This is a genomic window from Salinibacterium sp. dk2585, assembly GCF_008001035.1.
Lineage (GTDB): Bacteria > Actinomycetota > Actinomycetes > Actinomycetales > Microbacteriaceae > Homoserinimonas.
In genome coordinates, this window is record NZ_CP042856.1 from 2,582,066 (window position 1) to 2,595,846 (window position 13,781).

At 68.6% G+C, this 13,781-nt stretch carries 13 protein-coding genes and 1 riboswitch; of the genes, 6 read left to right on the forward strand and 7 right to left on the reverse strand.

Annotated features, from left to right (window positions below):
* Positions 1 to 9 precede the first annotated feature (9 nt).
* Positions 10 to 885 (reverse strand): formyltetrahydrofolate deformylase, encoded by an 876-nt coding sequence (gene purU / locus FVA74_RS12200; protein ID WP_147722762.1) that lies wholly within the window; start codon positions 883 to 885, stop codon positions 10 to 12.
* Positions 882 to 2,189: an MFS transporter gene (locus tag FVA74_RS12205; RefSeq protein WP_147722763.1), complete on the reverse strand. Its 1,308-nt coding sequence runs from the start codon at positions 2,187 to 2,189 to the stop codon at positions 882 to 884. Before FVA74_RS12205 ends, purU begins: the two co-directional genes overlap by 4 nt.
* A 101-nt stretch (positions 2,190 to 2,290) precedes the next feature.
* Here FVA74_RS12205 and FVA74_RS12210 point away from each other — a divergent pair, with 101 nt between their 5' ends.
* The 6 genes from FVA74_RS12210 to FVA74_RS12235 all read left to right on the forward strand — a co-directional run bounded on the left by FVA74_RS12210 (position 2,291) and on the right by FVA74_RS12235 (position 8,467).
* Positions 2,291 to 3,268, forward strand: coding sequence for a DUF5937 family protein (locus tag FVA74_RS12210; protein WP_147722764.1), 978 nt, complete (start codon positions 2,291 to 2,293; stop codon positions 3,266 to 3,268).
* An 80-nt stretch (positions 3,269 to 3,348) separates the two neighbouring features.
* Positions 3,349 to 4,611, forward strand: coding sequence for an MFS transporter (locus tag FVA74_RS12215; protein ID WP_147722765.1), 1,263 nt, complete (start codon positions 3,349 to 3,351; stop codon positions 4,609 to 4,611).
* Positions 4,612 to 4,720: 109 nt separating this feature from the next.
* A riboswitch (ZMP/ZTP riboswitch) is annotated at positions 4,721 to 4,803 on the forward strand.
* A 54-nt stretch (positions 4,804 to 4,857) separates the two neighbouring features.
* Entirely contained in the window at positions 4,858 to 6,156 is a 1,299-nt protein-coding gene (gene glyA, locus FVA74_RS12220; RefSeq protein WP_304610597.1) for a serine hydroxymethyltransferase, read from the forward strand.
* Positions 6,153 to 7,034: a bifunctional methylenetetrahydrofolate dehydrogenase/methenyltetrahydrofolate cyclohydrolase gene (locus tag FVA74_RS12225; RefSeq protein WP_147722767.1), complete on the forward strand. Its 882-nt coding sequence runs from the start codon at positions 6,153 to 6,155 to the stop codon at positions 7,032 to 7,034. The genes glyA and FVA74_RS12225 overlap by 4 nt, the downstream gene beginning before the upstream one ends.
* Before the next feature lie 185 nt (positions 7,035 to 7,219).
* Complete coding sequence (locus FVA74_RS12230; protein ID WP_147722768.1) at positions 7,220 to 7,447, forward strand: hypothetical protein; 228 nt, start codon at positions 7,220 to 7,222, stop codon at positions 7,445 to 7,447.
* 48 nt (positions 7,448 to 7,495) lie between these two features.
* On the forward strand, positions 7,496 to 8,467 hold the full coding sequence (locus tag FVA74_RS12235) for a DUF368 domain-containing protein (RefSeq protein ID WP_147722769.1): 972 nt from the start codon (positions 7,496 to 7,498) through the stop codon (positions 8,465 to 8,467).
* Between the two features lie 80 nt (positions 8,468 to 8,547).
* Here FVA74_RS12235 and FVA74_RS12240 read toward each other — a convergent pair whose 3' ends face one another.
* The 5 genes from FVA74_RS12240 to FVA74_RS12260 are packed head-to-tail and all read right to left on the reverse strand — an operon-like array spanning position 8,548 to position 13,774.
* Positions 8,548 to 10,167 carry an AMP-binding protein gene (locus FVA74_RS12240; RefSeq protein WP_147722770.1) on the reverse strand — a complete coding sequence of 540 codons (1,620 nt, stop codon included), beginning with the start codon at positions 10,165 to 10,167 and terminating at the stop codon, positions 8,548 to 8,550.
* 37 nt (positions 10,168 to 10,204) lie between these two features.
* The gene (locus FVA74_RS12245; RefSeq protein WP_147722771.1) at positions 10,205 to 10,669 is read right to left on the reverse strand and encodes a MaoC family dehydratase; all 465 of its coding nucleotides are present in this window, start codon (positions 10,667 to 10,669) and stop codon (positions 10,205 to 10,207) included.
* A 3-nt stretch (positions 10,670 to 10,672) separates the two neighbouring features.
* A complete protein-coding gene (gene fabG, locus FVA74_RS12250; protein WP_147722772.1) occupies positions 10,673 to 11,428 on the reverse strand; it encodes a 3-oxoacyl-ACP reductase FabG in 756 nt (251 codons plus the stop codon).
* Between the two features lie 34 nt (positions 11,429 to 11,462).
* Positions 11,463 to 12,686 (reverse strand): acyl-CoA dehydrogenase family protein, encoded by a 1,224-nt coding sequence (locus tag FVA74_RS12255; protein WP_147723216.1) that lies wholly within the window; start codon positions 12,684 to 12,686, stop codon positions 11,463 to 11,465.
* Positions 12,687 to 12,688: 2 nt separating this feature from the next.
* Positions 12,689 to 13,774: a phosphotransferase family protein gene (locus tag FVA74_RS12260; protein ID WP_240792237.1), complete on the reverse strand. Its 1,086-nt coding sequence runs from the start codon at positions 13,772 to 13,774 to the stop codon at positions 12,689 to 12,691.
* Between the last annotated feature and the right edge of the window lie 7 nt (positions 13,775 to 13,781).

Below are 13,781 nucleotides of genomic sequence, written 5' to 3' on the forward strand. Positions count from 1 at the left end.
GAGCGGAGGCTAGCGGAAGATGATCGTGCGGTGCCCGTCGAGCAGGATACGGTTCTCCGCGAACCACTTGACGGCCTGCGTGAGGGTGCGGCTCTCCTCGTCCTGGCCGATCGCCATGAGCTCCTCCGGCGTGCTCGTGTGATCGACGCGCACGATGTTCTGCTCGATGATGGGGCCTTCGTCGAGGTCGCTCGTGACGAAGTGGGCTGTCGCTCCGATGATCTTCACGCCGCGGGCGTGCGCCTGCCGGTAGGGGTTCGCACCCTTGAACCCAGGCAGGAAGGAGTGGTGGATGTTGATGGCCCTGCCGGCAAGGAAGTCGCAGAGTTCCGGCGACAGGATCTGCATGTAACGGGCGAGCACGACCAGCTCGATGTCGTGTTGCTCGACCTCCTCGACGATGCGCGCCTCGAAGGCGGCCTTCTCTTCGGGGCTCGTGACCGGCATCCGCTCGAATGGCACGTCGTAGAACTTCGCGATGCCGCGCAGCTCGTCGTGATTGCTGAGCACCAGGGGCACATGCACGGGCAACTGGCCCGCGTGCTTGCGGAACATGAGGTCGTTGAGGCAGTGCGCCGCCTTGGAGGCGAGCACGAGGGTGCGCAGGGGGCGACCCACGACGTCGAGGTGCCAGCGCATCTCGTAGTGCGCGACGACGGGAGCGAGCGCCGCCTCGAACTGCTCGCGCGCCGCCGCCGACTCCACCTGGAGGCGCATGAAGAAGTTGTCGGTGTCGAGGCTCGAGAACTGCTGCGACTCCGTGATGTTGCCCCGCGCCTCGACGATCGCACCGCTGATGGCGTGCACGATTCCCGGCCGGTCATTGCAGACGATCGTGAGCACCCAGTGGGTCGGGTCGACAGCGGAGGGAGGGAGCGAGTTCACCCCATAAGACTATTGGGCTTCAGAGCGAGGGATGCCCTCGCCGCGATCCACCACACGCCCCCGGCACTCAGGAGGAACATCGCGGCGAGCGCCACCCAGCCGATGAGCCCGTTGGTGACGGCGGCCGTAATCACAAGCGGGGCCGCCATGCCACTGATCGACCAGCCGAGACCGAAGACGCCCTGGTAGGCGCCCGCGCGCCGGGTGTCGGCGAGTTCGAAGCTGAGGCCCCACGAGCCGGCCTGCGAGAGCACTTCGGCGAAGGTGTGGGCGATCGCCGCGCTCACGAGGAACGCCACCGCAACCCAGACAGAGACGGCACCGGATGCCGCGTACACGAGGCACGCGAGCGCCATGAGCACCCCCGCGATCGCCGTCACCCGACCGGCCTTGCGAATGTCATGCGTGCCCCTGCTGAGCGGAATCTGAAACGCGATCACGATCACGGTGTTGAGCACGAGCAGCAGCGAGACGATCGCGAGCGGCGCATCCGTATTGTGCAGCACCCACAGCGGCAGCCCGATCTCGATGAGCGCGAAGTGGAGGGCGAAGATCGCGCTGAGCACCGTGAGGCTGAGGTAACGGAGGTCGCGAAAGGGCGAGCGGCCGCGAGGGGCGGAGGCCGCGGCATCCGTGTCCCGCACGGGCGCGTCGACGCGGGCTGGGAGTCGCAGTAGCGGGATGATGCTCGCGACCGTCGCGAGTCCGGCCACGATCATGATCGACCGGTAGGCCTCCGCCGTGCCGATGATGAGGGCGACACCGGCGACCGCGCTGCCGATCGCGATGCCCGCATTGGTGACGGTGCGGAGAACGGCTCGAGCGTTGACGCGCTCGGCGGAAGTGAAGGCGCGGGCGATCATTGCCGAGCGCACCGAGTGGGCGGCTGAATTCGCGCCCGTGAAGGCGGCCGCGATGAGCAGCACCGCGATGAAGGAGGTCGCGGTGACGTAGAGCAGGAGGCAGACCCCGGCGAGCAACTCGAAGAGCACGATGAGGCGCCGGGCGCTCACGCGGTCGGCGAGGGTGCCGCCGAGGAGCGAGCAGACGGCTCCCGCCGCACTCGCGACCGTCAAGGCAACGGCCACCTCGACCGGGCTGAGTCCGACGATGAGCGTGAAGTACAGCACCGTGAGCGCGAGGAAGACCCCCCGGCCGAGCGTCATGACGGCGGTTGCGAGCGCGAGCACGCGCAGCACAGGGTCGGCGAAGAGCGCGGTGAAGCGCTGGCGCAGGCTGAGCCGCGGTGCGGGCTCGGGCTCGGTCCTGTCGGGAACGACGCTGGGGCCGTCTGTCGTGCTCATGCGTCAGTTCTCCCATAGCGGCCGCCGGTTCCGAATAGATGAAGCACACTGCTTCATCTATCGTCGCCACATCGTGCCGCGACGTTGTAGCGTGATGCTTCATGCTGCGCTACGAACTCGCCGACTCCGACCTCGGCGACATCCGCTTCGGCATCTCGCCCCTCACAGAACTCGGTCTGTCGCTGCGAGCGCTCAAGGAACCGTCGGCCTACCCGCTGCAGCTGCCATGGCTGCGCCGCACGGAGGCCGCCCGAGCGACGCTCGACCTTCCGCTCCTCATGAGCCTCGTCAACGACCGGCTCTGGACCCCCGACTTCCTCAACCCACGTCCAGCCTCCCCGCTCACCCGCATCGAACAGGAGCTGGCCGCCCTCCGAAGCATGCCGACGGCGCGTTTCTGGCAACACATCGAGGCAGTGCACGATCGGATGCCGCGGCCGCTCCTTGGCGAAGCATCCGAGGTCCAGGCGCGCGTCGCCAGGGAACTCGAACGCTACTGGCACGCCTGCATCGGCCCGCACTGGACCCGCATGCGCACGATCCTCGAGGCGGACATTGCATATCGGGGACGGCTGGTCGCGCAGTCGGGACTCTCGGCGATGCTGAACAGCCTCTCACCCCGCATCACATTCGAGGACAGCTCGCTCAACCTCCGGCTGCAGTGCGAGCACGACGACACCATCACGGTGGGCGGGCTCGGCGTGACGCTTGTGCCCACCATGTTCACGCGCCGGGTCTCGGCGCCGATCCTGGGCGACGAACCGCCGCTCGTGCTCTACCCGGCACGCGGCCAGGGCGCCATGTGGGAGCGCGTCGATGAGCGGGCGCCCGGCGCCGTGGCCGCACTCCTCGGTGAAACCCGGGCCCGCCTGCTGCTCGCGGTGGGCGAGCCTGCCTCGTCGACCGAGCTCGGCATCCGCTTCGGCGTCACGACCTCGGCCGTGAACCAGCATCTGCGCGCGCTTGCGGCCGGCGGCCTCGTCACGGCCACCAGGAATGGGCGCAGCGCCCTCTATGTGCGCAGCGAGCTCGGGACGCAGCTGCTCGGCAACCCAGCACCCGAAACCTGCACCGCGTAGAATTGCCCAGTCGTCGCGTGGTCCGCGGCGGCCCGTTGGCGGCGTCACGCCCACCAATTCTGAACGGATCTCGCCGCAGCATGACCAGGCCAGAAACCTCCACCCGCCCATTTCCCTACGTCGCCCTCTTCGCCGTCGCCGTCGCCGTATTCCTCAGCGTCACGATCGAGATGCTGCCGACGGGCCTCCTGACGCCCATGAGCGAAGAACTCGGCGTCACGACATCCCTCATCGGCCTCACCGTGAGCGTCTTCGCCTTCACGGTCGTGCTCACGAGCACGGGCCTCACCCACCTCACCCGGCGGTTCAACCGGCACACGCTGGTCGTCACGGTGCTCGTCGTGCTCGCGATCTCGACCGTGCTGACCGCGATCGCCCCCAACTACGCCATGCTCGTCGTGTCGCGCATCGTCGGCGGCCTCGCCCACGGCGTCTTCTGGGCCGTCGTCGGGGCCTACTCCGCCTACCTCGTGCCCAAGGAGCAGATCGGCCGCGCCGTCTCGATCTCCCTCGGCGGCGGCTCACTCGCCTTCGTGCTCGGCGTGCCCCTCGGCACTGCGCTTGGACAGGCGGTCGGATGGCGCGGGGCATTCGCCGTGCTCGCTGGGCTCACGCTCCTCGGGGCCTTCCTCGTCTACAAGCTGCTGCCGAGGGTGGCCGCGGGGGCGGATACGCCGACCGACAGTGTCACGACCGTGACATCCGCCACCGGTTCTGTGACGGTCGTCGAGAATCCGAGCCGCGCGCCGCGACCCGAGCAGTCGGTGCTCGGCGTCGTCGTCGTCTGCCTCGTCACGGCCGTCGTCATGATCGGGCACTACGCCTTCTACACCTACGTCGAGCCGTTCATCACCGGCCCCATGGGCCTCCCCCACGTCGGCGTAAGCCCCACGCTCTTCGGCTACGGCCTCGCGGGCGTCGTCTCGCTCGTGCTCGTCGCGACCGTCTTCAGCAGGCGGCCACGCACGGGACTCATCATCGCGCTCGCGTCCGTGCTGCTCCTCACCGTCGGGCTCGCGACAACTCCGGCCCTGCTGCCGGTCTCGCTCACCCTCTTCGTCATGTGGGGCCTCGCGTTCGGCCTCATCCCTCCCCTGCTGCAGACGCGCATCCTGCATGTCGCGCCAGCGCGCATCCGTGACACGGCGAGCGCCTTCTACACGACCGCCTTCAACAGCGGCATCGGCGGCGGGGCCCTGCTCGGGGCCGTCGCGCTGCAGCACGTTGGCATCGCCATGCTCCCCGCCATCACGGCCGGGCTCATGGCGCTCGCGCTGCTGCTCGTCGTGGCCTCGGATGCGGTGCTCGCGCGGCGCCAGCCGCGCCGCGTAGTCGAGCACTAGCCATCGGGGCGGCCACGTGCAGCTTCGATGGCCGCGTGCGCGCTCGACCGCGCGCATGGCCGCCGAAGCCGCGCACGGACTGCCGGTACACGGATGCGACGCGCTACAATCGTGAGGTCGCGACTGGCGTTGAGGTGGGCAACCACCGGGGAGCGAAAGACATCGCAGCGGCCGTACGCCTGGGCCGCCCGAGAACCGCAGCAGCGTTGCGGGTACCTTGGTCATGTCAGCCCCAAAGGAGCCAGTGTGAACGACAAACTTCCCTCGACCTTCACCGATCCGCTGTCGAGTGTCGACCCCGAGATCGCCGCCGTGCTCGGCCAGGAACTCGGCCGCCAGCGTGACACCCTTGAGATGATCGCGAGCGAGAACTTCGTCTCGCGCGCCGTGCTTGAGGCGCAGGGGTCCGTGCTCACCAACAAGTACGCGGAGGGCTACCCCGGCCGTCGCTACTACGGCGGATGCGAGTACGTCGACATCGCTGAGGACCTCGCCCGCGACCGCGCCAAGGCCCTCTTCAGTGCCGGCTACGCCAACGTGCAGCCCCACTCGGGTGCGCAGGCCAACGCGGCTGTGCTGATGGCCCTCGCGAACCCGGGCGACAACATCCTGGGCCTCGAGCTCGCCCACGGTGGTCATCTCACCCACGGCATGAAGCTCAACTTCTCGGGCAAGCTCTACAAGGCCAACTCCTACGGAGTGGACCCGCAGACGGCCCGCGTCGACATGGACATCGTGCGCGAGCAGGCCCTCGCGGTGCGTCCCTCCGTCATCATCGCCGGCTGGTCGGCCTACCCGCGCCAGCTCGACTTCGCCGCCTTCCGCCAGATCGCCGACGAGGTCGGCGCCAAGCTCTGGGTCGACATGGCCCACTTCGCCGGCCTCGTCGCGACGGGCCTGCACCCCTCGCCGGTGCCCTACGCGGATGTCGTCAGTTCGACCGCGCACAAGACCCTCGCCGGTCCCCGCTCGGGCTTCATCCTCACGAACGACCTCGAGATGCACAAGAAGATCAACTCGGCGGTCTTCCCCGGCCAGCAGGGCGGCCCCCTCATGCACGTCATCGCGGCGAAGGCGACCGCCTTCAAGCTCGCGGCCGAGGACGAGTTCAAGGACCGCCAGCAGCGCACCGTCAGCGGCGCGAAGATCCTCGCCGAGCGCCTCATGGCCGATGACGCCAAGGCGGCCGGTATCGACCTGCTCACCGGAGGTACCGATGTGCACCTCGTGCTCGTCGACCTGCGCAACTCGGCCATCCACGGCAAGGATGCCGAAGACATCCTGCACTCCGTCGGCATCACCGTGAACCGCAACTCGGTGCCCAACGACCCGCGCCCGCCGCTCACGCCCTCCGGTGTGCGCATCGGCACGCCCGCGCTGGCGACCCGCGGTTTCGGCGATGAGGAGTTCACCGAGGTGGCCGACATCATCGCGGCCGCCCTCATGCCGAACCCCGACATTGAGTCGCTGCAGGCGCGCGTCAAGACGCTCGCCGGCCAGTTCCCGCTCTACCCGGGCCTCGAGAGCCCCGGCACCTGGGCATGACCGCAACGATCCTCGACGGCGTCGCCACCGCATCCCTCGTCAAGGCAGAGCTGGCAGACCGCATCGCCGCCCTCAAGGCGCGCGGCGTGACGCCTGGCCTCGGCACGCTCCTCGTCGGTGACGACCCCGGCTCACGCTCCTACGTGGCCGGCAAGCACCGCGACTGCGCCGAGGTCGGCATCGAGTCCATCCGCCTCGACCTGCCGAGCACCGCGAGCGATGCGGATGTCGCGGCGGCCATCCGTGACCTCAACGACGACCCCGCCGTCACGGGGTACATCGTGCAACTGCCCCTCCCGAAGGGCCTGGACGAGCATGCCGCCCTCGAGCTCATCGACCCCGCCAAGGACGCCGACGGCCTACACCCCACCAACCTGGGCCGGCTCGTGCTCGGGGTCGACGGCGAACTCGACTCCCCGCTCCCCTGCACGCCCGCGGGCATCGTCGAACTGCTGCAGCGCTACGAGGTGCCCATCAGCGGCAAGCACGTCACGATCGTGGGCCGCGGCCTCACGGTGGGCCGCCCGCTTGGCCTCCTCCTGACCCGCAAGGGGCTGGATGCGACGGTGTCACTCACGCACTCTCGGACGAGAGACCTCGTCGCCGAGGTCAAGCGCGCCGACATCGTCGTGGCCGCCGTTGGCGTGGCGCACCTCATCCGCCCGGAGTGGATCACGCCGGGCGCGGCGGTGCTCGACGTGGGCATCACCCGCGTCGAGAATGTGGCGACGGGCAAGGCCCAGCTCCTTGGCGATGTCGACCCCGGCGTGGCTGAGGTCGCGGGGTTCCTCTCGCCCAACCCGCGCGGGGTCGGGCCCATGACGCGCGCCATGCTCCTGAAGAACGTGGTCGACGCGGCGGAGCGCAACCTCCGCTGACGACCGCGGCGTCCCGACGCGTACTGCGTCCCGCCCGGCTCGACCGCGGCATCCGGGCCGGCGCGCTCGCTTTTCGGCGAGGCGCTCGCGTCGCTGCATGAGCATCCTGCCGAAAGCTGAGCGTCGCGGCTGGGAACCCGCTCTGAGACCGTGAGCTTGGCGCCGCACAGGCTTACCGTGGCGTCATGGCTGACAGGGACAACGAAGACGACATCACGAGTGGCAAGCGCGGCGGAAGCCACGCGGACTCGCCGAACTCCGCACCGCGGGACGTGGCACACAGTGAGGCACCGATCGACCAGATGGCCGACCAGCCGCAGGCCGGCAGCGAGCAGAACCCGCCACTCGCGGACTCGGGCCCGACCGACGGCGAGCACGGCACCGACAACGACCCTGAGTTGAACGAGGACTAGCCGGGCAAGCGCCGGATCTTCCCATAGGCGCCCTTCTAGACTGTGGGGATGCCCTCGACTCCTCTCGCGCGCGCCCTCGCCGCCCTGTTCAATGTGGTGCGGGGTGCCCTCATCGGCATCGCAGAGATCATCCCTGGTGTCAGCGGTGGCACGATCGCGCTCATCATCGGCGTCTACCGCGCGCTCATCGATTCCGCCGGCCACCTCGTGCGCGGTGTCGTCGCCGCGGTCGCCGACGGCGTACGCCGCCGCGGGCAGTCACGAAGCCGTGAGCACCTCTCCCAGGTGCAGTGGGGCGTCGTGCTGCCGGTCGCGGTCGGGATGTTCACCGCCGTCTTCCTGGGCGCCAAACTGCTCGCACCGCTCATCGAGGAGCACCCCGAACTCGCCCGTGCACTCTTCGCGGGACTCATCGCCACCTCGCTCATCGTGCCCATCCGCATGGTCGGGGGCCGATGGCGCGCTGTCGAATGGCTCGGAGCTGCGATCGCGGCGGGCATCGCATTCGCCTTCGCCTCCATCCCGGCCGCTGCCCCCACGGACCCGCCCCTCATCCTTGTGGCCCTCGCCGCCGCGGTCGCGGTGTGCGCCCTCGTGCTGCCTGGCGTCTCCGGTTCCTTCCTGCTGCTCGTGGTCGGCATGTACGCGCCGACTCTCGACGCCGTCAATGACCGCGACTTCGCCTACCTGGGCACCTTCGTGCTGGGCGCCATCGTCGGCCTCTCCCTCTTCGTGAGCGGCTTGCAGTGGCTGCTCGACCACAGGCGGCGCATCACCCTCGCCGTCATGACGGGGCTCATGGTCGGCTCGCTCCGCGCGCTCTGGCCGTGGCAGACGGAGGAGGGCGAGGTGCTGCCGCCCGGCGATGTGCCCGCGGCCCTCGTGGCGTTCGTGGTCGGTGTCGCGATCGTCGCCGTGCTCCTCCTTGTCGAGTCCAGGCTCGTGCGTCGCCGCACGATGGAGGGCACGGATGCGCTGCACCCCGAGACGGGCGAGATCAAGACACAGGACCTGCGCTGATGTGACACAGACAGCCGATGTGAGGCAGACAGCAGAGGGCCCCGACGGCATCACCGTCGGGGCCCTCTCTTGTCTGTTGCCTAGACGGCTGCCGGGGCACCAGCCTGCTGCGCGTAGTGCGCCGCCAGTTCACGCTTGAGCACCTTGCCGCTCGGCCCCAGCGGGAGCTCGTCGACGAAGTAGATCTTGCGCGGGAACTTGTAGGCCGCCATGTGCTCGGTCGCGAAGGTGGTCACGTCCTCCGCCGTCAGCGAGGAGCCGGGAGTGCGGATGATCGCTGCCGCGACCTCCTGGCCGTGCCGGTCGTCCTTGACGCCGAAGACCGCGACCTGGGCAACCCCCTCGAGCCGGGAGAGCACCTGCTCGACCTCGGTGGGGTAGACGTTGTAGCCGTTGCGCACGATCATGTCTTTCTTGCGGTCCACGATCGTGATGCGGTCATCTTCACCCTTGGTGCCGAGGTCTCCCGTGCGGAACCATCCGTCGATCACGGCCTCGGCGTCTGCTTCGGGCCGGCCGAGGTATCCCTTGAAGAGGGCGTGGCCGCGCACGACGATCTCGCCGAGCTCGCCGGGCGCCAGGAACTCGATGCGATCGTCGATGTCCGCATCAGCGATCTCGACGTCGACGCCCCAGATCGCGCGTCCAACGGTGCCCGCGATGGGCTCGTCACGCTGGTGGTTGGTCGACACGACCGGCGAGGTCTCCGTCAGTCCGTAGCCCTCGTGCACTCGGGCCCCGAAGACCTCGGTGAACTTCTCGAGGATCGCGACGGGCAACGAAGCGCCACCAGAGATGCCATACTCCAGCGGCGGGCGCTCGGGGTTGCGGGATGCGGCCTCAAGCAGCCCGATGAACATGGTCGGCACGGCCACGAAGGAGGTGGCGCCGTGCTTGACCATGAGGGCGAGCGCCTCATCCGCGTCGAACTTCGGCAGCAGGATGATGGATGCCCCGCGACGGAACGCCGTGTTGAGCACCGCGGTCTGCCCGTAGGTGTGGAACAGCGGTAGACCACCGAAGAGCACGTTGTCCTGTCGCACGTCGAACACGTCGATGAGGGTCACGTGGACCTGCTCGACGAGCGACATGTGGCAACCGACAGCACCCTTCGGTCGGCCCGTCGTTCCGCTCGTGTAGAGGATCGTGGCCGGGTCGAGCGGGTTGGTTGACTCGTAGCGCTGGAGCGGCGTTGCCACCTTCGCCTCGTCTTCGAGTCGGGGCACGGGCACCTGCTCGACCATCTCGTCGGGCAGGAGCACGCTGATGGTCGGAACGCCGGCCATCGCCGCGCCCTTCCCACCCTCGGCGAGCATGGGTGCCGCCGCGACGAGGAGGGTCGAACCGCTGTCGCGCAGCACGTACTCGATCTCCTCCGCCTTGAGCAGCAGGTGGATCGGCACGACAACGGCGCCGAGCGACAGCACCGCGTAGTACACGCGGGCGAAGTCGGGCACATTTGGCACGAGCATGGCGACGCGGTCGCCGCGCTTCACGCCACGGGCGCGCAGGGCTCCAGCGTAGGCGAGCGTCTGCTGCCAGAGGTCGCCGTACTTGATCTTGTGATCACCGATGATGAGCGCCGTGCGCTCGGGGAACCGCTGCGCCGTGTCGGAGAGGATCGCGGCGACCGACAGGGTGCCGAAGCCGGGCGCAGTGAGGGCCGACGTGTCAGACCCTGTGGGGTTGTTACTGGTCATCTTTGACCTCCTGTGGTCGGGTTGGTGGAGCTGTGGATCAGGCGGGCTGCGCCAGAACGTGGAGGGCGATGGTCTCAGCGATGGCGGCCGGCTTCTCGACCCCCTCGATCTCGACGGTCACTGACGAAGTGATACGTGCGCCCTGCGGTACCCGCTCGACACCGGCGATGACCGAGCGCGTGCGGATACGACTGCCCACCGCCACGGGGTTGATGAAGCGCACCTTGTTCATGCCGTAGTTGACGCCCATGAGGGTGTTCTTGATGCTCACCGCGCCGTCGGCGAGGTAGGGCAGCAATGAGAGGGTCAGGAAGCCGTGTGCGATGGGGGCCCCGAAGGGGCCAGCCTTGGCACGCTCCGGGTCCACGTGGATCCACTGGTGGTCCTCGGTCGCGTCGGCGAAGGTGTTGACCCTCTCCTGCGTGATCTCGAACCAGTCGCTCACGAACTCGTCCTTGCCGACCGCGGCCTCGACCGCGGCGATGTCTGCGTATTCAGTCATGGTTCAGCCCTTCGGTCCACCGGCGACGTACAGCACCTGGCCGGAGACGAACGACGCCTCCTCGCTCGCGAAGAACGATGCTGCGGCCGCGATGTCCTCGGGCTTTCCGCTGCGGCCAACCGGGATCTCCGAGACGGCGTGCGCGATGAAGTCCTCGAAGGGCACGCCGACACGCTCAGCTGTGGCACGGGTCATGTCGGTCTCGATGAATCCGGGGGCAATCGCGTTGGCGGTCACGTTGTAGCGACCCAGCTCGATCGCGAGCGTCTTGGTGAAGCCCTGGAGTCCCGCCTTCGCCGCGGCGTAGTTGGCCTGGCCGCGGTTGCCGAGCGCCGAGGTGCTCGACAGGTTGATGATGCGGCCCCACTTCTGCTCGACCTGGTGCGCCTGCACGGCGCGGGACATGAGGAAGGAACCGCGAAGGTGCACGTTCATGACGGCGTCCCAGTCGCCGTCGCTCATCTTGAAGAGGAGGTTGTCGCGAAGGATGCCGGCGTTGTTGACGAGGATCGTCGGAGCGCCCAGCTCCTCCGTGACGCGCGCGACGGCCGCCGCGACGTGCTCGGAGTTGGAGACGTCGGCGCCGATGCCGGCGGCCCGGCCGCCGGCCGCGTTGATGGCCTCGACGGTCGCGGTGGTGTCTTCTTCACGCAGGTCGATGACCGCCACCTTGTGGCCGTCCTTGGCAAGGCGCAGCGCGACGGCTGCCCCGATGCCCCGGCCGGAGCCGGTCACGATCGCGGTACGCGTTTCAGTCATTCGGATGATCTCCTTCGTTCGGGTGCTTTGGGTGTCAGTGGGTGCGTCGCAGTTCGGCCTTGCCGAGCGCACTCAGGTGCACCTCGTCGGGGCCGTCGGCGATGCGGAGCGCGCGGGCGGTGGCGTACATCTCGGCGAGCGGGAAGTCCTGCGAACCACCGGCGGCGCCGAAGATCTGGATGGTGCGGTCGACGATGGTCTCGAGCATCCGAGGCACCGAGACCTTGATGGCCTGAATCTCGGCGTGGGCCGCGCGGTTGCCGACCGTGTCCATGAGCCAGGCGGTCTTGAGCACGAGGAGGCGGTTGGCCTCGATCGCGATGCGGGCCTCGGCCATCCACTCGCGGATGACGCCCTGCTCCGCCAGCGTGCGGTGGAAGGCGGTGCGGCTGTTGGCACGCTCCCGTGCGAGGTCGAGGGCGCGCTCGGCGAGGCCGATCGCCCGCATGCAGTGGTGGATGCGGCCGGGGCCGAGGCGGGCCTGGGCGATCGCGAAGCCCTCGCCCTCGCCCTTGAGGATGTTTGTGACGGGCACGCGCACATCCTCGAAGAGCACCTCGGCGTGACCTCCGTGGTCGCGGTCGTCGAAGCCGAAGTAGGTCAGCGCACGCACGACCGTGACGCCGGGGGTGTCGCGGGGCACGAGCACCATGCTCTGCTGGCGGTGGCGCTCGGCCTCGGGGTCGGTCTTGCCCATGACAATGAAGATCGCGGCATCCGGGTTCATGGCGCCCGTCGACCACCACTTGCGGCCGTTGATGACGTACTCGTCACCCTCGCGGCGGATGCTCGTGGCGATGTTGGTGGCGTCGGAGGACGCGACATCCGGCTCCGTCATGCAGAACGCCGACCGGATCTCCGCGCCCAGGAGGGGCTTCAGCCACTGCTCCTTCTGCTCGGGTGTGCCGAACTCGCGCAGGATCTCCATGTTGCCCGTGTCGGGGGCGGCACAGTTGGTGGCCGCGGGGCCGAGCTTGGGGCTGCGGCCGAGGATCTCGCAGATCGGCGCGTACTGGAGGTTCGTCAGTCCGGCGCCGCCATCGCTGCTGCCGGCGGATGCGGGGAGGAACATGTTCCACAGGTCGCGGCTGCGCGCCTCAGCGCGAAGCTCGGCGACGATGGGCGCGGCCGACCACCGCTCGGGGTTCGCGGCGAGCTGCTCCTCGAGCACGGACTCCGCCGGGTAGATCGCCTCGGCCATGAACTTCTCGACCCTGGCGATGTAGTCCTTCGTCGTCTCGTCGTATTCGAAATGCATCGTCACGCCTCTCCTGTGAGGTAGCGGCGGCCAGCACGCGCGAGAGGCGTCACGATCGAGCCCATACGCTCGAAGCCCTCCCCCACGGTCTGGCCTGCCTGGTATCGGTAGTGGATTCCTTCGACAATGACCGCGAGCTTGAACGCGGCGAACGCCAGGTACCACGACATGTCGGGCACCTCGATGCCGGCGGCCTTTGAGTAGACCTCCACGAGCTCCTCGAACGAGGGGTACCCCTCACCCGGTGCGACCGAGGTGGCCACGGAATCCGGGGGCATGCCCTCGAAGGAGTTGATGTTCCAGTAGAGGCCGAAGAGTCCGAGGTCGGTGAGCGAGTCGCCCAGTGTGGCCATCTCCCAGTCGAGCACCGCCTGGATGTGCGGCTCGCCCGACTCGTCGACAGCGACCAGCGCGTTGTCGAGACGGAAGTCACCGTGCACGATCGACGAGTAGCGAGCCTCGGGAACTCGCTCGGCAAGCTCGCGCTGGAGCGCGTCGAGCTCGGGCAGGTCACGATTGCGCGATCCCTCGTACTGGCGGCCCCACCGGTCGACCTGACGCACAAGGAAGCCCTCTGCCTTGCCGAAATCTGCGAGGCCCACCTCCGCCGGGTCGATCGTGTGCAGGTTCGCGAGCACCGTCGCCAGCTCGTGACTGAGGCGCACCAACTGCTCGCTCGAGAAGTCGGCGTTGTCGGCACGCGATTTGAGCGCCCGGCCCTCGACCCGCTCCATGAGGTAGCAGGGCATCTCGACGCCCGCGGCTGGGTCGTCGATGAAGAGGAGCGTGCGCGGCACGGGCACGGCCGACCCCGCGAGCGCGGAGATGACGCGAAACTCGCGCGCCATGTCGTGCGCCGTCTTCTGCACGTGGCCAAGCGGTGGGCGGCGCAGCACGAGAGGCTCGAGGGCCCCGTCGATCGCGTAGGTCAGGTTGCTGCGGCCGCCGGCGATGATGCTTGCGCTGAGCGTGCCCCCTGCGAGGATCTCGGGCGCGTTCGTCGTGAGCCAGCGCTCAAGGGCAACAAGGTCGAGCCCAGGAAGTGCCCTGCTGTCGGTCGTCATCGTCCCCGTCGCGTCTTCGCTCACGTGATGA

Bases quoted from the DNA above. Each gene is read 5' to 3' on its own strand.
- FVA74_RS12240 (WP_147722770.1), bottom strand. From the start codon at position 10,167: ATGACCAGTAACAACCCCACAGGGTCTGACACGTCGGCCCTCACTGCG.
- FVA74_RS12210 (WP_147722764.1), top strand. From the start codon at position 2,291: ATGCTGCGCTACGAACTCGCCGACTCCGACCTCGGCGACATCCGCTTC.
- FVA74_RS12215 (WP_147722765.1), top strand. From the start codon at position 3,349: ATGACCAGGCCAGAAACCTCCACCCGCCCATTTCCCTACGTCGCCCTC.
- FVA74_RS12230 (WP_147722768.1), top strand. From the start codon at position 7,220: ATGGCTGACAGGGACAACGAAGACGACATCACGAGTGGCAAGCGCGGC.
- FVA74_RS12235 (WP_147722769.1), top strand. From the start codon at position 7,496: ATGCCCTCGACTCCTCTCGCGCGCGCCCTCGCCGCCCTGTTCAATGTG.
- fabG (WP_147722772.1), bottom strand. From the start codon at position 11,428: ATGACTGAAACGCGTACCGCGATCGTGACCGGCTCCGGCCGGGGCATC.
- FVA74_RS12255 (WP_147723216.1), bottom strand. From the start codon at position 12,686: ATGCATTTCGAATACGACGAGACGACGAAGGACTACATCGCCAGGGTC.
- FVA74_RS12205 (WP_147722763.1), bottom strand. From the start codon at position 2,189: ATGAGCACGACAGACGGCCCCAGCGTCGTTCCCGACAGGACCGAGCCC.
- FVA74_RS12225 (WP_147722767.1), top strand. From the start codon at position 6,153: ATGACCGCAACGATCCTCGACGGCGTCGCCACCGCATCCCTCGTCAAG.
- FVA74_RS12245 (WP_147722771.1), bottom strand. From the start codon at position 10,669: ATGACTGAATACGCAGACATCGCCGCGGTCGAGGCCGCGGTCGGCAAG.